Origin of the sequence: Vibrio sp. SCSIO 43155 (assembly GCF_023716605.1) — a bacterium.
Lineage (GTDB): Bacteria > Pseudomonadota > Gammaproteobacteria > Enterobacterales > Vibrionaceae > Vibrio > Vibrio harveyi.
Window position 1 is genome coordinate 1,215,070 of the sequence record NZ_CP071852.1, and the last position, 22,419, is coordinate 1,237,488.

At 45.4% G+C, this 22,419-nt stretch carries 23 protein-coding genes; 19 read left to right on the top strand and 4 right to left on the bottom strand.

Annotated elements, in window-relative coordinates:
- The first annotated feature begins 159 nt into the window (after positions 1-159).
- The 12 genes from sctW to vopD are packed head-to-tail and all read left to right on the top strand — an operon-like array spanning position 160 to position 10,102.
- Positions 160-1,053 carry a type III secretion system gatekeeper subunit SctW gene (gene sctW, locus J4N44_RS05630; RefSeq protein WP_005441804.1) on the top strand — a complete coding sequence of 298 codons (894 nt, stop codon included), beginning with the start codon at positions 160-162 and terminating at the stop codon, positions 1,051-1,053.
- Positions 1,034-1,318, top strand: coding sequence for a TyeA family type III secretion system gatekeeper subunit (locus J4N44_RS05635; RefSeq protein WP_005441806.1), 285 nt, complete (start codon positions 1,034-1,036; stop codon positions 1,316-1,318). The genes sctW and J4N44_RS05635 overlap by 20 nt, the downstream gene beginning before the upstream one ends.
- Positions 1,305-1,679: a type III secretion chaperone SycN gene (gene sycN, locus J4N44_RS05640; RefSeq protein ID WP_005441809.1), complete on the top strand. Its 375-nt coding sequence runs from the start codon at positions 1,305-1,307 to the stop codon at positions 1,677-1,679. Before J4N44_RS05635 ends, sycN begins: the two co-directional genes overlap by 14 nt.
- Positions 1,676-2,053 carry a type III secretion system protein VscX gene (vscX, locus tag J4N44_RS05645; RefSeq protein ID WP_005441811.1) on the top strand — a complete coding sequence of 126 codons (378 nt, stop codon included), beginning with the start codon at positions 1,676-1,678 and terminating at the stop codon, positions 2,051-2,053. Before sycN ends, vscX begins: the two co-directional genes overlap by 4 nt.
- A gap of 5 nt (positions 2,054-2,058) precedes the next feature.
- Entirely contained in the window at positions 2,059-2,397 is a 339-nt protein-coding gene (gene vscY / locus J4N44_RS05650) for a type III secretion system chaperone VscY (RefSeq protein ID WP_005441813.1), read from the top strand.
- Positions 2,381-4,507, top strand: a complete 2,127-nt coding sequence (gene vcrD / locus J4N44_RS05655) for a SctV family type III secretion system export apparatus subunit VcrD (RefSeq protein WP_102970155.1) — start codon at positions 2,381-2,383, stop codon at positions 4,505-4,507. The genes vscY and vcrD overlap by 17 nt, the downstream gene beginning before the upstream one ends.
- Positions 4,507-4,920 carry an LcrR family type III secretion system chaperone gene (locus tag J4N44_RS05660; protein ID WP_005441817.1) on the top strand — a complete coding sequence of 138 codons (414 nt, stop codon included), beginning with the start codon at positions 4,507-4,509 and terminating at the stop codon, positions 4,918-4,920. The genes vcrD and J4N44_RS05660 overlap by 1 nt, the downstream gene beginning before the upstream one ends.
- Positions 4,921-4,980: 60 nt before the next feature.
- On the top strand, positions 4,981-5,271 hold the full coding sequence (locus J4N44_RS05665) for an LcrG family type III secretion system chaperone (protein WP_005441819.1): 291 nt from the start codon (positions 4,981-4,983) through the stop codon (positions 5,269-5,271).
- A 10-nt stretch (positions 5,272-5,281) separates the two neighbouring features.
- Complete coding sequence (locus J4N44_RS05670; RefSeq protein ID WP_252044933.1) at positions 5,282-7,372, top strand: virulence-associated V antigen; 2,091 nt, start codon at positions 5,282-5,284, stop codon at positions 7,370-7,372.
- A gap of 12 nt (positions 7,373-7,384) precedes the next feature.
- Positions 7,385-7,876 (top strand): SycD/LcrH family type III secretion system chaperone VcrH, encoded by a 492-nt coding sequence (vcrH, locus tag J4N44_RS05675; protein ID WP_005450229.1) that lies wholly within the window; start codon positions 7,385-7,387, stop codon positions 7,874-7,876.
- A gap of 3 nt (positions 7,877-7,879) precedes the next feature.
- Positions 7,880-9,079 carry a type III secretion system translocon subunit VopB gene (gene vopB / locus J4N44_RS05680; protein ID WP_009698249.1) on the top strand — a complete coding sequence of 400 codons (1,200 nt, stop codon included), beginning with the start codon at positions 7,880-7,882 and terminating at the stop codon, positions 9,077-9,079.
- Between the two features lie 9 nt (positions 9,080-9,088).
- Entirely contained in the window at positions 9,089-10,102 is a 1,014-nt protein-coding gene (gene vopD, locus J4N44_RS05685; RefSeq protein WP_005450225.1) for a type III secretion system translocon subunit VopD, read from the top strand.
- A 94-nt stretch (positions 10,103-10,196) separates the two neighbouring features.
- On the opposite strand, the gene J4N44_RS05690 is transcribed toward vopD, so the two are convergent.
- Positions 10,197-10,373, bottom strand: a complete 177-nt coding sequence (locus tag J4N44_RS05690; protein ID WP_192875297.1) for a hypothetical protein — start codon at positions 10,371-10,373, stop codon at positions 10,197-10,199.
- Between the two features lie 312 nt (positions 10,374-10,685).
- Between J4N44_RS05690 and J4N44_RS05695 the strand changes: the two genes are divergently transcribed.
- The 3 genes from J4N44_RS05695 to J4N44_RS05705 all read left to right on the top strand — a co-directional run bounded on the left by J4N44_RS05695 (position 10,686) and on the right by J4N44_RS05705 (position 13,313).
- Positions 10,686-11,042, top strand: coding sequence for a MerR family transcriptional regulator (locus tag J4N44_RS05695; protein ID WP_038898134.1), 357 nt, complete (start codon positions 10,686-10,688; stop codon positions 11,040-11,042).
- Between the two features lie 58 nt (positions 11,043-11,100).
- Positions 11,101-11,484, top strand: a complete 384-nt coding sequence (locus J4N44_RS05700) for a carboxymuconolactone decarboxylase family protein (protein ID WP_009698247.1) — start codon at positions 11,101-11,103, stop codon at positions 11,482-11,484.
- 455 nt (positions 11,485-11,939) lie between these two features.
- A complete protein-coding gene (locus tag J4N44_RS05705; RefSeq protein WP_050940956.1) occupies positions 11,940-13,313 on the top strand; it encodes a carbohydrate porin in 1,374 nt (457 codons plus the stop codon).
- Positions 13,314-13,376: 63 nt separating this feature from the next.
- Here the strand turns inward: J4N44_RS05705 and J4N44_RS05710 are convergent, their stop codons facing one another.
- Positions 13,377-14,363, bottom strand: coding sequence for a LacI family DNA-binding transcriptional regulator (locus J4N44_RS05710; RefSeq protein WP_074050282.1), 987 nt, complete (start codon positions 14,361-14,363; stop codon positions 13,377-13,379).
- Positions 14,364-14,598: 235 nt separating this feature from the next.
- On the opposite strand from J4N44_RS05710, the gene J4N44_RS05715 reads away from it, so the two are divergent.
- The 4 genes from J4N44_RS05715 (at position 14,599) to J4N44_RS05730 (ending at position 19,102) form a co-directional block, all read left to right on the top strand.
- Complete coding sequence (locus tag J4N44_RS05715; RefSeq protein WP_252044934.1) at positions 14,599-16,038, top strand: sucrose-specific PTS transporter subunit IIBC; 1,440 nt, start codon at positions 14,599-14,601, stop codon at positions 16,036-16,038.
- Between the two features lie 165 nt (positions 16,039-16,203).
- A complete protein-coding gene (gene cscK / locus J4N44_RS05720; RefSeq protein ID WP_252044935.1) occupies positions 16,204-17,127 on the top strand; it encodes a fructokinase in 924 nt (307 codons plus the stop codon).
- A 31-nt stretch (positions 17,128-17,158) separates the two neighbouring features.
- A complete protein-coding gene (locus J4N44_RS05725) occupies positions 17,159-18,613 on the top strand; it encodes a sucrose-6-phosphate hydrolase (protein WP_252044936.1) in 1,455 nt (484 codons plus the stop codon).
- A gap of 153 nt (positions 18,614-18,766) precedes the next feature.
- On the top strand, positions 18,767-19,102 hold the full coding sequence (locus J4N44_RS05730) for a zinc ribbon domain-containing protein YjdM (RefSeq protein ID WP_005450215.1): 336 nt from the start codon (positions 18,767-18,769) through the stop codon (positions 19,100-19,102).
- 80 nt (positions 19,103-19,182) lie between these two features.
- Here J4N44_RS05730 and J4N44_RS05735 read toward each other — a convergent pair whose 3' ends face one another.
- Positions 19,183-20,019 (bottom strand): heme/hemin ABC transporter substrate-binding protein, encoded by an 837-nt coding sequence (locus J4N44_RS05735; RefSeq protein WP_045488092.1) that lies wholly within the window; start codon positions 20,017-20,019, stop codon positions 19,183-19,185.
- Between the two features lie 93 nt (positions 20,020-20,112).
- Positions 20,113-22,368, bottom strand: coding sequence for a TonB-dependent hemoglobin/transferrin/lactoferrin family receptor (locus J4N44_RS05740; protein ID WP_252044937.1), 2,256 nt, complete (start codon positions 22,366-22,368; stop codon positions 20,113-20,115).
- Positions 22,369-22,419: the final 51 nt, after the last annotated feature.

The following is a 22,419-nucleotide window of genomic DNA, read 5'->3' on the forward strand; positions in this document are numbered from 1 at the left end:
CTGAGAGAATAAAAAGGATGGTGCAGTATTTATAGTGACTATTGGTCGGGAGTTTTTAGAAAACTTAAAACGCCCTAAAAAAACACGTCTGATTTTGACAGCCCGTTGCAAATGCAATTCTTATAATTCGCTCATATTGTACGAAAGGAGTGCAAGTGAATGAGTATTATCAATAATCAAATTACAACGGGTAACAAGTTTGACACGCCAATTCGAAGCGGTCTTGAGTCTTCACGTTCTGGGGAGTCAATTGGTGGCAACTATCGAGGCGAAACTGTCCGTGTACACAATGCTACTCAATCACTGTTTGACGCGATGGAAGAGCTGACGTCATTAGGCTCAGAAAAAGCGGAAAAAGATCTGACCAAACGCAAAGTGAAAGATGGCGGTATTCGCGTTAATGAAGCCCACGAGTTGGTTTCTGATTACCTAAGAAAAGTGCCTGATCTTGAGAAGAACCAAAAGATCAAAGACCTTGCTGCCAAAATGGCAAGTGGCAACTTATCAACAATTGCCCAGTTACAAGCGTACCTTAATGGTTTTTCTGAAGAGAAAAGCCACCAGTACCTTGCATTAAAAGCGGTCAAAAAGTTTCTTGGCGCTAACCCAGAAAGTAAGAACCTACTGGCGCTGATCGACCAAGCCCTTCTGAACTTTGAACAAAACCCAGATTCGTGGTCTCAAATTGATACTGAAATTCGCGTATCCAGTTTTGCTGACGAATACAGCCAAGAACAAGGCTTCAGCAGTTTGCACCAACTGCGTGGTTTCTATCGCGACACCGTACATAGCTACCAAGGTTTAGGCTCAGCATACAAGGATGTGGTTGAGCGCTTTGGTGAAAAAGAGGTGTCTACGGCGGTCGACTTTATGTTGCAAGGCATGAGTGCTGATTTAAGCGTTCAAGGTAGCAATATCGACTCAGTTAAGTTGCAGCTTTTGATGTCAGATATGCAAAAGCTTAAAACGCTGAACACCCTTCAAGACCAAGTTGGCAATCTCTATCAGATGTTTAAACCTCAGCAGGCAAGCCATGGCTTATCAAGTTACTGATTTGATGTCAGATGTCATTGCTTTGGTTGAGCAGCGCTGGGTGGGCAGTGAAGAGATCTGGAACTTAGCGAATGCCATGGAATTGGAATCCACCGAGCGAAAAATTAGCTTTTTCAGAGAGCTGCATAAACTGGTTCGGCATATCCCAATTGATGTGTTTAACGATGAAGAACAGCGACAAAACCTAATACAAGCCGTGCAAAAAGCGCTTGATGAAGCGATTGATTTAGAAGAAGAGGAAATGTGGGACGATGAATTGGATTGATGCGTCAGTGGATGATTTTTGCCGAGGAATGGGGCTTGACGCTGTGGATTTCTCGTCAGCAGGACGTGTTCAGTTGAGCTTTGAACAGAGCGGTACTTTGCACCTTGAGAAGCATCAGGACTGTTTGTTTCTTATGTTGGCGAAAGCGCTGCCGTGGCATCAATCTAATGAGCCGATCAAGAAGGCACTGAGCTTTTGCCATGCAGGGCAAGGTTGGCCATTTACCATTAAAACTGGCTTGCTCGATGAACAGACGCTGGTTTTCTCTGCGCAAATTGAAGGTGATGAAGTGACATTGCCAACCATCGAACAAGCATTCGCGCTCTTGGTTCGCTTACACAATGATGTGGCGAATTCATGAGTAGAATTAGTACGTTAAACGTTGGTATTGAAGGCTTTACTCATGTCTCTCTTGAGCAAGTTGAAAACGATTTCCCACAACGCTTTCAACTGTTGCCTGATGGTCAAGCCATCGCGACGCACTTAGAGAAACTGTATGAGCTTCGCCCATCTGAGCAGTACTTGATGTCGCTCGCCAAGCCAAAGCTTACCCATTCAGAGCTACTTCGCCCAGACAAGTATCGTCAGCAGTTTGATACGACTCAGCAGCGACTTCAGGAATTGGCACAGCAAAACGGTTCCCATGCGCTTTCCCAAGCGGTGGAAACGCTGCAAAACACGCAATTAGACCAACGTTATCTCACCATGGCGTTGAATCTACTGATTCAGGTTTAAGCCCCATGTTGCAAACAAAAGATGTGGAGCTATTGCTTATCCACGCAGCACTCCAAGTTCAATATCAAAAGCCCGAACAGGCGATCACGTTGCTGGATGCGTTGTTGGAAATCGAACCAGAGCATCAAGAAGCTCGCCAAACACTGGCGGTGGCATGCCTGAATTCTGGTCGTTACACACGTTCAATCGAGCTGTGCGAAAGCTTATTGGAAGCAAACAACTCAAATAAAGCGGGCTTATGGTTTTGTCTCAGCCAAGCGCGCTGGAAACAAAATGATGTTGAGGGGGCACGCCGTGCTCATCGACGTTATCTGAAATCTCTAAATAGTGAATCAAATGAATAAGTTGATCGATATTCTAAACAAAGTTGGACAACGCAAAGACATCATGCTCGCCGTGATGCTATTGGCGATCGTCTTTATGATGATTTTGCCTTTACCGACGGCATTGGTGGATGTACTAATCGGTACCAACATGAGTATAGCGGTCGTCCTTTTGATGCTTGCTATCTACATTACCTCACCGCTGGAATTCTCTGCATTCCCGGCGGTTCTTTTGATTACAACGCTGTTTCGCTTGTCACTTTCTATTACGACAACGCGACTTATCCTTCTGCAAGGCGACGCCGGTCAGATCGTTTATACCTTCGGTAACTTCGTAGTTGGCGGTAACTTGGTCGTGGGTATCGTGGTGTTCCTGATCATCACCATCGTTCAGTTTATGGTGATCACCAAAGGTTCTGAAAGGGTTGCGGAAGTCAGTGCTCGATTCTCCCTTGATGCGATGCCGGGTAAGCAAATGAGTATCGACGGCGATATGCGTGCTGGGGTGATCGACGTTCATGAGGCGCGTCATCGTCGTTCATTGATCGAAAAAGAAAGCCAAATGTACGGTTCGATGGACGGTGCAATGAAGTTCGTAAAAGGGGACTCCATTGCCGGTCTGGTGATCATCGTGGTGAACATTCTGGGCGGTGTGACCATTGGTGTGACTCAAAAGGGCATGTCAGCGTCTGAAGCGCTTGAACTGTTTGCTATTTTGACCGTCGGTGATGGCCTGGTATCGCAGATTCCGGCTCTGTTTATCGCTATTACGGCCGGTATTATCGTTACACGTGTTTCAAATGAAGATTCCTCTGACCTAGGTTCAGATATCGGTGGTCAGGTTACCGCGCAACCAAGAGCTTTATTGATTGGTGGTGTCCTATTGGTGCTGTTTGCACTCATTCCAGGCTTCCCGAAAATCACTTTCCTTGTGCTTGCCGTTGTTGTAGGCGGTGGTGGTTTCTTCTTGTTCTATCAACAGAGAAAGCAAAGCGAATCTGACAGTTCTGACCTACCTAGTTTTGTCGCTCAAGGGGCGGGCTCGCCAGCTGCCAAACCGAATAAACCAACCCCTTCTCGCAACAGCAAAGGCAAATTGGGTGAACAAGAAGAGTTTGCGATGACAGTACCGCTGCTCATCGACTTGGATTCTCGCTTACAAGAGAGCCTAGAAGCTGTGGCATTAAATGATGAACTCGCACGAGTCAGACGCGCGCTGTACCTCGATCTAGGTGTGCCATTCCCGGGCATTCACTTGCGATTTAATGAAGGGATGAGCAATGGTGAATACCTGATTCAATTGCAAGAAGTACCAGTTGCTCGCGGTCGAATTGAAAGCGAAAAATTGCTGGTGACAGAGGGCAATGAGCAGATCGATTTACTGGGTGTGCCTTACGAAAGCGATGACGACTTTCTGCCGGGCATTTCGAGTATTTGGGTTGACCACAGTCACCGAGAAAAACTGCAAAACAGCCATGTGGGCTTTTTGACTCCCGACCGCATTCTGACTTACCACCTGTCTCACGTACTGAAAGAGTACGCGCAAGACTTTATCGGTATTCAAGAGACCCGTTACTTGCTTGAACAAATGGAAGGCAGCTACTCCGAATTAGTGAAAGAAGCGCAACGTATTGTGCCTCTACAAAAGATGACGGAAATCCTGCAACGCCTCGTTTCTGAAGATATTTCTATTCGTAACTTACGTGTGATCTTAGAAGCAATGGTTGAGTGGGGACAAAAAGAGAAAGACGTGGTTCAACTGACGGAATACATCCGTTCCAGCTTGAAACGCTACATCTGTTACAAGTATGCCAGCGGTCAAAACATGCTGCCTGCGTATCTGTTGGATCAGAGCTTGGAAGATACGATCCGTAACGGTATTCGCCAGACTTCAGCGGGCAGCTACTTAGCGCTTGACCCTTCTGTGACTCAACAGTTTGTCAGCGACGTTAAGCAAACCATCGGTGATTTGAGCCGCATGCCAAATAAACCTGTGCTGGTGGTGTCGATGGATGTGCGTCGTTACGTACGTAAATTGATTGAATCTGAATACTACGAACTGCCAGTGTTGTCGTTCCAAGAACTGACGCAGCAAATCAATATTCAACCGCTGGGAAGGGTAGGAATGTAATGGCGTGTGAACTCGCTCAGTCTTTAATGGCGTCAGGAATCGAAGTGACGCCTTACTTTTGGCAGAAAAGCACCATCTTGCTCGGGCAACGATACGAGTGCGACGGTATGGAACTGGTATTCCGAGTAGAAGAAGGTGAAATCATCATCGTACTGCTGCGAAGAATAAGCCCTAATCAAGGTTTGAGCAATCCTTTCTCTGCACTGTTTTTGCTCGCAGAACACGCGATCCGGTTGTACCCACTTGATTGGAGCATTCGCGGCAACGTTGACGTATTGCGAGGCAGCAATATGAGTAGCCAAAGATTAGCGCAGTTCTATTTAAGAGCTTGTGGGGCGAGCCACGATGAACAAGAAGATTGGTACTTCTTGCGCCTCAGTGATTACCGCCCACTTAAAAAGAGAAAAAAGTAAAAACTCTCGACTGTTACTGACAGCATCCAAGAGATGCTTCGCTTTAAGATAGGTATCAAGATGAAGCAACCCTTTACCGAAACCATTGAAAAATCAGAACTTGCTATCCGTAATGCGGAAGATAGAACTGATGTCTTCAATGAATTACTTGAAGGATTAGGCGTTGGTCCAGTAGCAGGCAATATTCTGCTCGATGGGTTAAATGCTTCGCCCCAATTGATGAAACAAGCAGAGCATGAACTGCTTGAAGAAGTACAACGCCGCAGACAACAACAGCATCAAGTGCAAGCCACGAGTACCAAAGGCTCTAGGCGCAAGCGACCAACAATGATGCGTGGCATGGTGATCTAGAGGTTTCTAAATGACGGATATGACAACCATGAACTCTGTATCTGGAGTTCTAAATACAGCAACGAATCGTGACTCTCAAGCCTCTTTCCAGCAGCGTTTGGTAGAGACCCTTTCTCCAATTCTAGGCGATTCCGATGCAGCTCAATTAGAGTCTTTGATTCGCCAATTACCAATGGTAGTTGGGCGCACCGAACAAGAAAGTTTGGACCTATATGCAGATTCATTACGCACGCTGCTAGAAAAGCAAGCCGCCTTTACGGGGACTGCTGCCGCTGAGACTGCTGCGCATTGGATGCAGTCACTGCAACACCAAGCGGTGAATGGTCAGATTGCGCCTCAAGACGTAGTGACTGGCGTAAACAACACGCTCGCGCATCAATTCCAGTCTTGGTTCGATAAGCAATTAAAAGATACGGTCGACAGCTCGCTTCCAACAGATTTTATCAATGAGTTTCGTTTAGGCAGCCAAAGCACCCAAGCGCAGCAAATTGCAGCCCTAGATGCGAGCGCGCTTACAGCCGCGACAGCAGAGATCAGCAAATTTGTAGACGCTCTTGCGCAGCAAATGAGCTCTAGCGAAGTCCGTGATAGTGCGATTTCATTTTTGCGCAATGCCTTTCGTAATCTAGGCTCGGTAGATATCAACGGGCTCAAGAACTCGGACTACTTGCTAACGCAAGAAAGCTTTAGTGCAGCGGTTACAGCTCAACTGGTTACTTCTTTGGACAGCGTAGGCATCACGTTAAGTAACAGTGATGCTAAGGCTTTGGCAGATAAGATTGCTTGGATTCCAGGTATGTCCAAGCAAGAGCTTACCGGTGCATTAAATGACCTAGCAAAACAAGTGAAAGGTCAGTACGAAAACGAATACGGGGCAGGACAGGTTGGTCAACTGCAAAACGTGCTTAATGCCGTGGTAGCAAACCTCAAGAACTCCCCAAATGCGATAACACTTTCGAGTTTGTTTTCTAGCATTGCGGTAAGCCTTGTGAACAAGCAAGTCGATACTTTTTACGGTAACCTCCATAAGGTACAGAAATACCAAGCGACGCAAGATCAGGTTGATCTAATCAAACAAAATACTGCACGAGACATAAACCTGCTATTTGAGAAGATTGTTGCCAGAAAAGACATTGGTACTGATTTCATTACGCGTCATCAAAAAATGATGGAGAACCTTAGCAAGTTAAATACGCGCTTGAGCAAAATCTCAGAAGAAGAAAAGAAGATAACCACAGGAGCTGACGGGAAAGAGCACGCTGATGTTAAAGCGGAACACTCTCTGACTGCTCGCGATTTACTGTCTGTGATTGAATCCAGCATTGGTGATCGCTTTGATGAGCGTGTGCTGTTTGCCTTAAACGAGCGTCGCGTTAACCGACTTGAAAAACGAGATCAGCAAAAAGAGGAACTTCAGTCTTATACAGCAAGGCTAAAAATCTTTGGTGAAGTACAGTCTCAGATACATATCAAGCAAAGTGGAAGCGGTACTTACGGTGAAGGTTATAACCCTGAAAGTTATAAATTTGACCACACCAGTTTTAACTACAGTACTCCAGAGGAATTTCAGAAGTCACCTGAGTTTAAACATCTAAGTGACGTTTTTCGTAGCAGTAGAGGTTTGGAGCAACCTGGACCAGGCAAGGATGTGTTTTTAGATCGACGATATATCGATTTTGATGCAATAAGCAGAGACAACGTTGATCTGAATAGTGTCGTCAAGTTTCAATTTGGATCAATTTCTCAATTTGTTTTTACTAAAGAAAATGTTGAGAAATACATCAAACCAGAATTCCGAGACCCTTCCGGTGGAATTAAACCTTCAACTGAAGACGTACTATCGGTTACGCACCGTATGTTTTTGAAGTATGAGGGAATTGATGCAAAAGATGAGAATTATCAAAATGGCGAGAAATCCAAAAAATTGTCTGATTTCTCTAGTTCTGTCAGTGATAAATCCAAGTTGCTTAACGATGAAGTGCAAATCAAAACCACTGAGCTGAACGACACCAGTTCTCAATACAACTCTACCGTTGAAGCTATGAACAAGTTTGTTCAGAAGTACCACAGTATTTTACAAGAAATCCTACGAGCGATTTAAGGATAAACAACCATGACTACACAAAACGCGGCAACTGACCCATCTCAAATGCAAGCAGAGGAACTACTTTCGTTTCTAGAGGATGGGGGTACGTTAAAAATGCTGCACGACGTATCGGCAGATACTATCGAGCACATTTATGCGGTTGGATACAACTTTTTCCAATCAGGCAAGGTAGAGCAAGCCGCTAAGGTTTTCCAACTACTTAGCATGCTTGATCATTACCAAGCGCGCTTTTTCATTGGTTTGGGAGCCGCTCGTCAGGAACTGGGTGAGTACCTGCAGGCGATTGATGCCTACAGCTACGCTGCGCTTGTGGATATTAATGATCCACGCCCACCTTTCCACTCTGCAGAATGTCACCTTAAGCTTGAGCAATTGACAGAAGCAGAGAGTGGGTTTTACAGCGCGAAGGAGATGTCTGCCGGGAAATCAGAGTATGCAGACTTGCATCAACGAGCAGACATCATGTTAGAAGCGGTGAGAAACAAAAGGAGTAACTAGAATATGAATTCTATTGCACTTGACCGCACTCAGAGTCAGGTATACACACCTGATTCTGGCCAAACTACGTTAGACAAGGTAACGAAGACCGCATCTCATGCGTCACCTTCTGTAACCGTTGAAAACGTAAAAGGTAAAGATGCTGAAGCATTGAACACTGGTAAAGTTAAAGTTCAGCTTGATGCACCTAATGCCGCAGTAAGCGATAAGGTTAATGAACTTACGCTGAAAGCCATGGCTCAGCTACAAAAAATCGTAGACTCGATTGCCAAGGTTTTGCATGCGGTTGCCGACAATACGGGCTCGCTAGCAGTGAGAATCATCGCAGGTTCTGCGGATGATTTTGAAGTAGAGCTGGCTGCAATCACAGACAAACTGAAGAGCGCTCAAAACGAGCTTAAAATTCAGGAAGTGAAAGTAGCGAAAGCGAAGCACGAGCAAGAAATGGCAGAAAACCAAGAGAAGATCAAAGAGTCTGAAGCTGCGGCAAAAGAAGCTCAGAAGTCAGGCTTAGCCTCTAAGATCTTCGGTTGGATCAGTGCTGTTGTCTCTATTGTCGTTGGTGCCATCATGGTGGCTACTGGTGTTGGTGCGGCAGCAGGCGCATTAATGATTGCCGGCGGCGTGATGGGCGCGGTTAGCATGGTTCTACAAGAGCCAGCTGTACAAGACGCGATGAAAGAGGCTGGCATTAATGTCGATGCTCTCAACAAGGTCGTGATGGCTCTAGAGATTGCCGTAGCAGTTATCGGGGCAATCGTCACCTTTGGCGGCGCCGCTGCAGGTGGTATCGCGAAATTGGCGGCGAAGAGTGCAGGTAAGATTGCACAGAAAGTCACTGATATTGCGACCAAAGCAGCAGCGAACATGGCGAAGATCGCAGATATGGGCTCTAAAGCTGCGACTACGACTGCGAAAGCAATCCGTTTTGGTGCAGAAACCGTCGACCTTGCTGTCAATGTTGGTAAGGGGACCACTGATGCGGTTCATGCGTCTAATAACGCGAAAGTTACTAATATCCAATCGGATATCACTGACTTGCGAGCGAAGATGACCCTTAGCCAAGCGGTTATCGACAAGCTTAAAGAAGAGATCGCTAAGCTGATGGAAGACTTCCAAGAGCTGATGAGTGTCATCATGCAGATGATTCAGGCGAAAGGCGAAACGATGCAAGCGGTGATGAGCCGTCCAGCGACGGTTTAAGGAGCGTTTATGTTAGATAAAATTGGCAATACTGGACGTGCAGATCTTTACGGTTTGGGCGAGCTAGGTAAAACCACTAAGGCTGAAAAAGCGCCTGAGACAAAAACGGAAGCTGCGGCAATCCGTGGTAACAGCGAGGCAGCAGTATCAGGTCCTAAACATTACCAATTGGATGGTCCAAAAGCACCTGCAATCGGCGATCAAGCTCGAGTAGTTGAAAAGCTGATGAGCGCATTGGCGCCAACTGTGAATCTGCTGATGCAGACAACAGAAAAAGCCCTAAACGGTGAGCAGGTCATTAAATCTCCATCGGACGCAATTTCACAATCACTGTCTCTGCTTACGCTGCTTTATCAAGTGTCTAAGCTAAGCCGTGAGCAGCAAGTACTGCAACGTGAAATTGCTGTTGAAGCAAACGTAGCAAGCCTTAAGAGCCAAGCACAAGAGCTTAACAACTCAGCCAAAGCGATGATCGCAATGGCGGTTATCTCTGGTGTTATGGCGGGTGTTACTGCAATCATGGGCGCAGTTGGCTCAATGAAAGCAGGTAAGAAGATCAAACAAGAAGCCGCTGGTAACAAAGCATTTAAGGGACAACAAGCGAACTTAGATGCCAAAATGGCTGAGATCAAAAACACCAAAGGTTTTGAAGGCGCGAAAGCAAAACGTGGGGAAATGCACCGCGAAGCAAATATGATTCGTACCGATATGGATCATATCAAAGCGGATACCACGGCTTACGGACGTAAGTTTGATAAGCAAATGGGCAACAACCAAGCGACGAACTCAGTCATTCAAGCTCTGACTCAAATGGCAAACTCTGCGTCAAACGTAGAGCAAACCAAAGCTCAGGCTCGTAGTAAAGAAGACGAAGTTCTAGCGACACGCGCACAAGCATCTAAACAGAAAGCAGACGAAAACGTCGGCTTCCAAGAAGGGTTGCTAAAAGAGTTGCGTGAACTGTTCCGCTCAATTGCTGATAGCCAAAACCAAGCATGGCGTGCATCTATCCCAACGGTTTAAACCATAACGGATAAGATCACATAAAGAGTTAAGGCGCTGTATATACAGCGCCTTTTTTGTGTGGATCGCAATGGTATAAGCCGTAAAAGCCAGACTATTCTTTTGGTTTTGAAACGCTTTGCTTCCAGTAGTAGCTGAACGCAATGACGCTCTCTACGGTTAAGATTGAAAACAGCTTCATGTTGTCCGATAGCGGTAGAAGTAGAATACAGACCAGTGCGGTAACGCTAGCGGTCAAACAAATTGATAGCCGATGCTTTTGACGTTCCATGTCGAGTCCTACGGTATGGTTTTCAATGTCTTGTTACTTGGCGTTTTCATCAAGAAGGTTGAGTTTAGGCTACCTAATTTGTTGGATCATCGCTTCTTTCTATATGATTAAAGCTATTGAAAATTTGAGTGCCTTTATAGCACAGGTGCTTTGAAGGGCGAGTTGTCTTGGTTCGTATGCTTCGTTAACGATTTTTGATTTAGAACCACTAGATCTTCAAATTGTTGCCTCGCCTTTAAACCAAGTCATTCTTGCTGAACCTAGCACCTTGAGATTACTTGGGTATACAGCAATTTAAGTAGGGAAATGAGCATGAACATGAGTGAGTTTTCGAAGCGTGTTGAACTGTCGCCTCATACACTCAGATATTATGAAAAAATTGGTTTATTGAAGAATATTCAAAGATCCCCCAGTGGACATAGGATGTATACCGCCAAAGACTTGTCTTGGATCGAGTTCGTCAAACGTTTGAAAGACACCGCGATGCCGCTTGAAGAGATCCTTAAGTACGCAGATTTACGTGAAGTAGGCGAGAGCACGATTGAAGAGCGTCAGGTATTGCTAGAGAAACATCAAGAAAAACTGACTGAATACCTAGAGTTACAGAAGCAACACCTTGCAGCGCTAGAAGCAAAAATAGATTTGTATAAGCAAGGAAAAGTTCGTTGACTTAGAGTTAACTCTAACTTGTAGAGTGTTCCTAGATTCATACAAAAGGAGCATCAACATGTCATCGTCACGCTTTGATCAAGGATTAAAACTGCTTTCAGACATCGATGGTGAGGCAGGGCATAACGTTATTGATAGTCTGCAAGATATCTGTCCGGACTTAGCCAAGTTCACCATTGAATACCCGTTCGGAGATATTTACTCGCGACCTGCACTGGATATCAAATCGCGTGAAATCGCGACGGTTGCGGCATTAACAGCATTGGGGCACTGTCAGCCGCAGTTAAAAGTACACTTAAATGCAGCATTGAATGTTGGGTGTACAGCAGAAGAGATAAAAGAAGTCTTACTGCAAATGTCGGTTTATGCAGGTTTTCCTGCGGCATTAAACGGAATGTTTGCGTTTAAGGAGGTCCTCGCTGAACGGAGTGATCTGAATTAATAGGGAGCACGCAGGTCGTAGCATCAAACCGCACTCAAGGTCTTGAAAAGGTAATACAACAAAGCCAGAGCGTCGACTCTGGCTTTTTCTTAACTCATCTCTAATCTACTAAGAAGGCGAGGACAACATGGGATGATCTTCTTATCTCTGCTTGGTCACCGCTATACCAATTCTTCGTTTATATAGCTTCAATCAATGGAATGTGCGCTGGTTAATGATTTTTATGTAAATAATGCCCCTGGACGTGATACAGCTAACAAAATCATTTTTGTTCGGTAACGTTCCCGAAAAGTTTGTATATTATCGCCCCATTGATACAAGTGGTAGAGACGCTCTGAGTCTGAGCGCTCTGAAATTCAGACTTTAGATGGGTATTTAAAGTCACCATAAGTTTGCAATTTTACTTGGGAACGTTTGCAAATAACCTAAGTATAAATTTACGTGAGACTATGGAAATGAAACTACACACTTTGACGATGGCAGTAGCGCTTGGGCTGGTTACAGCACCTGCATTCGCAACAACAGATGTTGACGCTCTTGAAAAGCGAATTAATGAATTAGAACAGAGACTTGAACAGACAGAAAAAGTATCCACAGAAGCAAATGAGAAAGCCTCAAGCTTTGAGTTTCATGGCTACGCTCGTTCCGGGCTGCTCATTAATGATGATCTGAATGGTGCAGTGGGTACTGGTCCTTACATGACGGCAGCTGGTGCTATTGGCGCGCCAATTGGACGATTAGGGGTTGAGGATGATCATTATGTGGAAGCAAACCTTATTCACAAACGCTTTGCAGATGATGGCTCCAGCGCATTGTTCCGAATTATGTTGGCAGATAGTACGGAAACCAATAACGAATGGACAGCGAGTGAGAGTCAATTAAACGTTCGTCAGGTATATGCTGAGCTAAACAAGTTGAGCATGTTCTCTGAATCAAGTGCGTTTGCTGACGCAACGTTTTGGGCAGGTAAACGATTTGACCGTGATAACTTTGACATTCACTTCTTTGACTCGGATATCGTTTTCCTATCTGGTACTGGTGCTGGCGTGTATGACGTCCAAATGAGCGATTCGTGGAAAGCAAACTTCTCGATCTATGGTCGTGATTTTGGTGAGATTGATAGCTCGTCAACTGATGTTGAAAACTATATCGCGACAATGAACAACCGTTTTGGTAATTGGCAATTGATGCTGAGCGGCATGACGTCTGCTGATAACAATGATCGCGTAGAAGGTGCAGCAGACAAAGGTTTACATGCGATGTTTGCCTACCATGGCGATAACTTCTTTGGCATGAGTGAAGGCTTCTCTAAAACTGGTATTTTGATGGGTGATGGACTGGGTGCAGAACTTAAAGGCATTGGTTCAAACGGTGATTTGCTAGAAGACGCAAAAGCCGTACGTTTGTTCAGTTATGGTGTAACACGCATCGGCGACAACTGGCGTGTAGCACCTGCGTTGCTAGCAGAACATAGCCAAGATCGCTTTGCTAAAAGTGATGAATTTACTTGGGCATCGTTCAACATCCGCTTAGCACAAGAGTTTACACAAAACTTTGAGATGGTTTATGAAGGCTCATACCAATACATGGACCTAGACAATGCGATTGATAAAGCAAGTGGCAGTTTTTACAAAGCGACAATTGCACCAACGCTTAAGATGTCTACCGCAGCAGGTTTCTTTGACCGTCCGGAGCTACGTTTTGCTGTTAGCTACGTTGATTGGAGCGAAGACTTGAATGGCTACTCGATTAGCCAGGATGCGGGCGCTGCAACGATGGGTGATGGTGGTGAAGTTCTGTTTGCACTGCAAATGGAAACTTGGTTCTAAAGGGATCTAACCGACAAAGAGTAATAAGAAAAGCACCAACTGATTTCAGTTGGTGCTTTTTCATTAACAGGACTGACGCTCAATTGTTTTGAAGGTTAGTACCATCTTACTCATTTCAAAACTTCTGTTGGCAATTCTATCTAGTAACAGTTTCGCACCATTTTCCCCTGCTTTATCAAATGCATAGTTAAATGTTGATAAGCTTGGGGTGCACACTGATGCGAGCTCATCATCACCAACTCCTAGCACTAAAACGTCTTTACCCGGTGTTAACCCGAGCTCTTGAATCGCTCTCATCGCACCGATAGCAATACGGTCTGTTGCACAGAACAAGCCATCTAGCTTAGGGTTCTTTGTTAAGTGTTGTTTTGCCAATGAATAGCCAGAATCGATTGTAAAGTCACCACGAGCATGGAAGGCGAGCTCAAAACCATGGTGTTGTAGTGCTTGAACAAACCCTTCAGAGCGTTGCTTATCTACCGCGATATCGTCACCTTGCACACCAATAAAACCCATGGTTTGGCAACCTTTTGCAACCAGTCTATTTCCCGCTTCAAACCCTACTCGTGCGTCATCATGAATGATGCTTGGAATATTAAACATGGAACCATCTTGACCGACGAGCACAACTGGGACAGCTGAGTTTTGAATTGCTTTTACCAGCTTGGAATCGAGGTGGGTGGCGTAAAGAATGATCCCTTCAACCCGTTTTTGGTTAAAGATCTGAATGTATTCCAGTTCTTTTTCGTGGGCTTGGTGAGTGCTAGCAAGTAAGACGTGTTTCCCAGCTTTTTCAAGGACATCGGTTAATCCATCGACACCTTGGGATGTGGCATGAGAGGAAACCCGAGGAACAATGACACCAACCAGATTGGTCTTTTGAGATTTTAGATCTTTAGCGACTTGGTTCGGCACATAGCCACACTCCGCTACTGCTTGGCGGACCTTCTGTTTTGTCGCTTCTTTTACGCCATACTCATCGTTTATAACCCGTGACACTGTTGATTTTGATACGCCAGCCAGACGGGCGACATCATGCAGACTCGCCATTGTTCCTATCCATTCTGTTTTTCGTTTTTGGGATTGTTTGCAAAGAGAAGATGAAAAGCTCTTTGATAAGTAGCGATTCTAACCTCCTATACTGCTCTTAGGGAGAGAATTTGACGATCATTCTCACATTCTCTCTGCTTTATCTTTGATCATTTGGTCTTATTGAGCAAAAATCCGTTTTGCAAACGTTCCCGAAAATTTCGCAAGCTCAGATAATAATCCAATGGGGTATGAAATGAATTATCCGGCAGTAGCAAAAGAGTTGTTAACTCTATTAGGTGGTAAAAGCAACATCACCGCACTTGCGCATTGTGCGACACGCTTACGCCTTGCCGTTGCAGATGAGCAAAAAATAGATGAACAAGCGATTGATAGCCTTGAAGGGGTAAAAGGGCAGTTCAAAGTTGCGGGTCAGTACCAAATCATTTTTGGATCAGGCATCGTAAACCAAGTTTATGCAGAAATGGCGAAGTTGACGGGGATGAGTGAAATGTCCACCAACGACGTTGCGTCTGCTGGCGCAGAGAAACAAAACATCGTTCAGCGCGCGGTGAAAGGGTTGTCTGATATTTTCGTTCCAATCATTCCCGCAATCGTCGCTGGCGGTTTGTTGATGGGTATCTATAACCTATTGACTGCCCAAGGCTTGTTTATTGATGGCAAATCTTTGATTGATGCCAACCCAGGACTGACAGACTTGGCGAACATGATCAACACGTTTGCGAACGCTCCGTTTGTTTACCTACCTATTCTGCTGGCATTTTCAGCCAGTAAGAAGTTTGGCGGCAACCCTTATTTAGGGGCGGCGCTAGGTATGTTGATGGTCCACCCAGAATTACTTAACGGGTGGGGCTTCGGGGGGGCTGCGGTATCTGGCAACATTCCGGTTTGGAATATTCTTGGCTTTGAAATTCAAAAAGTGGGCTACCAAGGTTCGGTGTTACCGGTTTTGGTATCGGCATTCATTCTTGCGAAGGTTGAGTTAGGTCTGCGCAAGGTCATTCCTTCTGTTTTAGATAACCTCTTAACGCCGCTACTTGCGATTTTCATTACGGGCTTATTGACGTTTACTGTCGTCGGTCCATTCACGCGTGATATCGGTTTCCTATTGGGTGATGGTCTGAACTGGCTATACAACACAGCTGGCTTTGTTGGTGGTGCGGTATTTGGTCTTATCTATGCTCCGTTTGTTATTACCGGTATGCATCACAGCTTTATTGCGATTGAAACGCAACTTCTTGCGGACATTGCAACGACTGGCGGCACCTTTATCTTTCCTATTGCGGCAATGTCTAACGTTTCTCAAGGTGCTGCAGCGTTGGCGGTGGGCGTGATGAGTAAAGATAAGAAGATGAAAGGTATTGCGATTCCATCGGGTGTCACGGGTTTGCTGGGTATTACAGAACCAGCCATGTTTGGTGTTAACTTAAAACTACGTTACCCATTTATTGCGGCAGTTTGCGCTGCGGCGTTATCAAGTGCGTTCATCACAATGTTCAATGTGAAAGCTCAGGCATTGGGGGCGGCTGGTCTTCCAGGCATCATTTCCATCACGCCGGATAAGATTGGTTACTACATCGCGGGTATGGTGAGCGCGTTCTTGACCGCATTTGTTCTCACCATTGTTCTTGGTATGCGTGACCGCGCTAAAGTCAGTAAAAAAGCAACGGCTTAATCTGAACTCCTTAAGGGTGGAGTCCCCCAAAATCCACTTCTTTTCCTAAATGTTTGGGGTGCTAGCCAAGCACTAATGGCTTGGCTAGCCTTTTTCAATTTTTACTTGGTAGTGAAGGTGTTCAACACGTTGGACTATCAGGGCTTTAATTTTAAGGTAAGCAAGATGAATCAAGTGTGGGTAACTGGTGATGCTGTTGTCGATCTAATACCGGAATCTGAGACTTCTTTACTCAAATGTCCCGGTGGTGCACCAGCGAATGTCGCCGTAGCAATTGCTCGTCTATCTGGTAAGAGTGCGTTTTTTGGACGTGTGGGTGATGACCCATTTGGTCGCTTTATGAAATCAACTCTGGATCAAGAGGGCGTGTGCACGGAGTTTCTCGTTAAAGATCCTGAGCAAAGAACATCAACAGTGGTGGTGGATTTAGACGATCAAGGTGAGCGCAGCTTTACGTTTATGGTAAAACCGAGCGCTGATCAGTTTATGTCTGTTGAAGACATCCCAAACTTTAAGCAAGGTGACTGGCTGCATGTTTGCTCGATTTCACTGGCAAATGAGCCAAGTCGAAGCAGCACATTTGAGGCGATTAAAAGAGCAAAAGCCGCTGGTGGTTTCATTAGCTTTGACCCTAACTTGCGTGATGAAGTGTGGCAAGATCAATCAGAAATCCAAGCTGTCGTGATGAAGGCTGTAGCGATGGCTGATGTGGTTAAGTTCTCTGAAGAGGAGCTTTTGTTCTTAACTGACTCAACATCGATGGCACAAGGTTTACAACAAATAGCCGCTTTGAATATTGCTTTGGTCTTAGTGACACAAGGTGCGAAAGGTGTTTGGCGCGTCTTTGAAAGTCAGAGTGAACTGATCGCAGGTCAAGTCGTTAGTCCGATTGATACCACAGGTGCGGGTGATGCTTTTGTCGGAGGGCTACTGGCATGTCTGTCTCAACATGAGGATTGGAAAAATCATCCTGTTGTTAGCTCTGCGATTCAATGGGCAAATGGCTGTGGTGCATTAGCGACGACGCAAAAAGGCGCAATGACCGCGCTTCCAACCCAGACAGAATTGCTGCAATTTATTGGGCAATGATCTTCAGATCCAATTTCAGTTGAGAAAAATTATGAGCTTAGACAACCGTTGGACTGTAGAGCAAAGATATCGCCGACTTGAGCAAATCCCTCAGTGTGATATCGAAGAAATGACACTTTTACGTCAGCAAGATAAAGGCTTTCCTAGTTTTCATATCGCCCCTAGATTTGGGCTGTTAAATGACCCAAATGGGTTGTGCTATTTCAATGGTGAGCACCACATCTTTTACCAGTGGACGCCTGTGGGACCAGTCCATGGAATGAAGTATTGGTACCACCTTTCTACTAAAGACTTCATCCATTTTAAAGATCATGGCGTGGGTCTTCATCCTGACCAAGACTACGATTCACATGGTGTCTATTCGGGCGGTGCTTTGGTGGAAAACAACAAGGCTTTGCTGTTTTTTACTGGCAACAAGCGTGACCAAAACTGGAATCGAATCCCAACACAGTGTTTTGCCACCATGGATTCAGACGGCAACATTGAAAAGCACGGTGTGGTCATTGAGAACGAACATTACACGGAGCACTTTCGTGATCCAAAAGTTTGGAAGAAAGGCGACGACTATTTGATGGTGGTGGGTGCTCAAACCAAAACTGAACATGGTTCAATGGTGCTCTATCAAAGCAAAGATTTGAAAACGTGGCAGCATAAAGGTTCTATCAAGACCAAGTTTTCTGACCTTGGGTACATGTGGGAGTGCCCTGATTTCTTTGAGATTAATGGTCAATCGGTGATGCTGTTTTCTCCACAGGGCGTGAGCAGTAGTAATCCTTATGATTTTAAAAACATCTATTCTGTCGCGTATATCGTGGGTGATCAGTTGAACCTAGAGTCGATGACTTTAGAAAACCACCAAGATATTTTGCAGCCAGATTATGGGTTTGATTTCTACGCCCCACAAACCTATTTAGATGAGAATGGGCGTCGCATTCTTATTGCATGGATAGGGTTGCCAGAAATCGACACACCATCGGTCACATACCAGTGGGCAGGAATGTTGTCTCTTCCTAGAGAACTAGCGTTGACAGATGGTTTTCTTGTTCAAACTCCGCTCCCTGAGCTGAAAAGTTTAAGAAAAGAAGAGGTGGTCTTTGCACAATCCCATACACTTGAAAGCACCAGTTGTTTGATCCAATTAGACCTTGAGGGTGATGGCTTTGAACTTGAGCTGAGTAACCTCAAGGGTGACAACATCGTCTTTAGTGCGACAGAGCATGAGTTTATGCTGGACCGTCGTCACATGTCGCAATTGTACGCAGAAGAATTTGGTGGCATTCGAAAAGCACCAAGATTGGACGCTAAGCAGACGATTGAGATGTATATCGACCATTCTGTCATCGAGATTTTCATTAATGGTGGCAAACACACGATGACCAGTCGTTTCTTTATTGATGACCTCAATACGGTAACGTTGAGAGGGTTGGAGCAAGCAAGGCTTTTCCCTTTGAAATGTATTACAGGCTTGTTTGAATCGTCTATATAGTTCGGCGCATCGAACGGCGTTGTCCTCGGGTAAGAGATGACGCCGTTTTCAATCAGCTTTGTTTTTCGATATATACGATAGTTTGCAAATAGGCTCGATAAGGTGAGCAATTACCATTACCATATTGGCAAATTCATTAGCTCGTGATTATTTATGTCTTTACCTCCTTGCCCAAACTGTAACTCAGAATACGTTTATCCAGATCAAGACCACTTAGTTTGCCCTGAATGTGCACACGAGTGGAACCCGACTCAGGCAGCAGAAGAAGACGCCGTAAACGTGAAAGATGCCAACGGCACTTTGCTGCAGGAAGGTGATAAGGTCACGTTAGCCAAAGATCTAAAAGTAAAAGGCAGCTCATTGGTGCTGAAGATCGGCACCAAAGCTGTGATTCGTCGTATTAAAGACGGCAAAGATCATCAACTAGATTGTAAAGTCGATGGCGCTGGCGAGATGATGGTGACGGCGCAGTTTGTGAAGAAGGCGTAATACCTGCACTTAGATATCGCTTTCAGAAGCAACAAAAACAGCTCATTAGGAGCTGTTTTTTGTTTTTAAGCAAAGCTTGATTATTGAGGGCAAAACGTTTGATTGAGCTCTTTTGCTACCTCGATACTTGCTAGCCCAAATCCACCCAATAATGCGCCACTTGGTACGACAAGGATATTTTTGTTGATGCCGGCTGGCGTTGATTTTAGAACCGGCAACTTGTCCAGAATCTTATCCGCACTCTGATACATATCCCACGCTCTTTGACTCACTAAAATGTAGTCGGGTTGCATCTCTAACATCGCTTCCATACTGGTTGAGCGATAGCCTTTAAAGTGTGCTTGTGCAGGATTAATCGCCCCTGCGAGAGTAATGATGGTGTCGATTGCCGTATCAGCGCCACCGACGCGTGTTGCACCAGAGCGGTCAAGCATAAAGAAAATAGCTTTTGGCTTGGTTTGGCATTGTTTGTGTTCTAGTTTCTCAATTTCTGATGTCACGCTTTGTTTTAGCTGCTTGGCTTCAGTAGGATGCCCCATGACTGCTGCCAGAGTGTCTATCCGAGACAGCAGTTGAGGAACGTGTTGCCCTGAAGGGATTGTCACCACTTCGACACCACTTTTGGCAATTTGTTTGATGGCAGTTTGTGGTCCCATTTCATCAGTGCCGATCAAGTGGGTAGGGTGCATTGCCATTACTCCCTCAGCAGAGAGACGAACATGTAAGCCTAGCTGCGCGATGTCTTCATCGCCTTCAATCAAATGTCTACTGGTAAAATCTGCACCGACTAGCTTATCTTGCGCGCCTAATGCATAAATGATTTCTGTCACCCCAAAGCCTGCGCTGATCATGCGATCTTCAGCATGCAAGGGCATTGTGACCAAAGAAGCGAGTGCCAAACATAAGAGTTTTTTCATGTATTTCACCTTACATACCATGAACAAATACGGGTATGTTTGATAAATCAAAGCCCCTCCGTAGATGAAGGGGCTAAATAATATAAATGTGCTTTAGAAAACGTATTTCGCGTTCACGCCGAAGTTGATACCTGGCGAAGTTAACGAGTCTGAATTTGCAACGGACGTTGGTGTTAACCCTTTCACACGGCTGTAGCTCCAGTATTTCTTATCAAATACGTTAAATACACCACCTCGAATGGTTAGGTTCTTGATTGGTTGCGCATAGGCGGTAACATCAACGATGCCGTAGCCTGGTGCTGACAAGTTATCTTTATTGCTCCAATCGCTGCCATCTTTGCTAGCAACGGCCGTTAAGGTGGTTTCCCAGCCGTACAGTGCATTGGCTTGGTCGAAGCCAAGACCCAATACCCCGCTCAGTGGTGCGACACTGTCTATGGCTTTTCCTGAGTCTTTATCCTCACCTTCGGACCATGCACCACTGACACGTAAGTAAGTGCCATTTGGTACAGGCATTAATGCTCCGAGCTGCAGGGCACTTGAGAATTCCACACCGTAGATTTTCGCGTTGTCGATGTTCTCGTTTTTGCTGTACATGTATCGAGTACCTTGGTGCACTTCAGTCCAAGATGTTGAGTTAATGAAGTCACTGTAATCGTTGTAGTACGCTGCTAATTCCCAGTTCAACGCTTGGTAGTTCTGGCGAACACCCAGTTCAATAGAATCACTGGATTCGGGCTTCAAATCAGGGTTTGCAAGCACTACAACATGCATTCCAGGGACGGGATTACGCTCAAAGCTGTAGTAAAGCTCTTCTGGTGTTGGTGCTTTAAAACCACGCGCGTATTTAGCGAAGGCGCTGGTGGTATCGGTAAAGTGGAACACGCCCCCCAATTGTCCCGTGATTGCATCTGTATCGAGATCTTTGTATTCACCTAGGTTGCCGTTGATATTGCGATGATCTTTGGTTGGTCGGTATTGGAACATGTCGTAGCGAAGACCAGTGGTTACAATCAAGCGGTCATTCATAAGATACATTTGATCTTGCGCGAAAAGCCCAGCTTTGCGTACGTCAGTTTTTGGTGGCATTTCAACAACGCCACTGGTGTCTTTCCCTTTATTATCCGTGTCACGAGTTTCGAGCTTGAACTCGCTGTCGATTAAGGTTGCTCCGTAAATAAAGTCGTGATTTGTGTTTCCTAGCACGAACGATTTATCGAGCTGCACATCCAGCTGGAGCGATGTATCCTTCGCGTTACGTTGTCTGGTTCGATCGGTGCTGGTAAAAGGTGGGAAAGCGCTTGTCAGTGTGTCTTTTGTGGTGTTTTTCGCTTCCGAAATCTGCCAGTTTGCTTGCCAAGTTAAGCGATCAAAAGCGGCGTATTGAGCATTCCAAGTGTGCTCAATGCCAACGCGACCTCTGCGCTGAGTGTCCTCGAAATGATAGTTAGAATATTTATTGAAGCCACTAGAGCTGCCTTCTAGAGAACGACTTTTCCCATCCGAGTCTTGTTCGAAGTACTGCCCAGTAAACACGAAATGATGCTTTTCACTGGCTTGAAGTTCTAACTTAGACAAAATGTTGTTTGATGTATAGTTCATCGGATCGGCTTTACCGCGACCTTCGCCAGTGATATCAGCCCCATCGCCATGCGTTTCCAGTTCGTCACCATCGCGGTGAGTAAAGATAATCATCCCTTTAAGGTCTTCATTAAACTGGCGAGCCGCGTTTACGGTTGCTTTGTAACTGCCGTCGCGAGATTGATACCCTGCGTCGACACTCGCATGACCTTCTTCGCCTTGGAGGAGATCATCAGCGGATTTTGTTCTCATCAAAACGCTGCCGCCGAGTGCACCACTGCCGTACAAACTTGAAGACGAACCTTTGTTAACTTCAATGGCGGTGAGCGTATCAACTTCGACTTGCCCTTGACCTTTGCCAAGAACATTCATCACAGTTCCGCTGACTCCTGAACCGTAAGCGACGGGTTGTTCTACGCCATCGACTAGAACTTTAACCCGGCTTCCGTCCATTCCTCGGACATTGAAATCTGACGCCCCAAAACGTGAGTTGCCATTCATGCTGACGCCCGGTATGTAACGTAGGCTTTCTTCGATATTGTTTGCCATCTGCTTTTCAATATCTTCTGAGCTGACAACCGCCACACTACCTGCGACGTCAGAAATAGACTGTTCCATACGAGACGCAACGACGACAACGGTTTCCATTTTTTGTGTGTTTGCGGTGGGCTTTTGTTGTTCGGCATCACTAGATGCATAGGTGAGAGGGGCAATAAGCGTTGGCAGCAATAATGTAAAAGGTGCCACCCTTGGCTTTAAAAGAGACATACTGCATTTCCTTAGAAAAATCGCACTAAAAATAAAAGCTCTTAGCGCTTC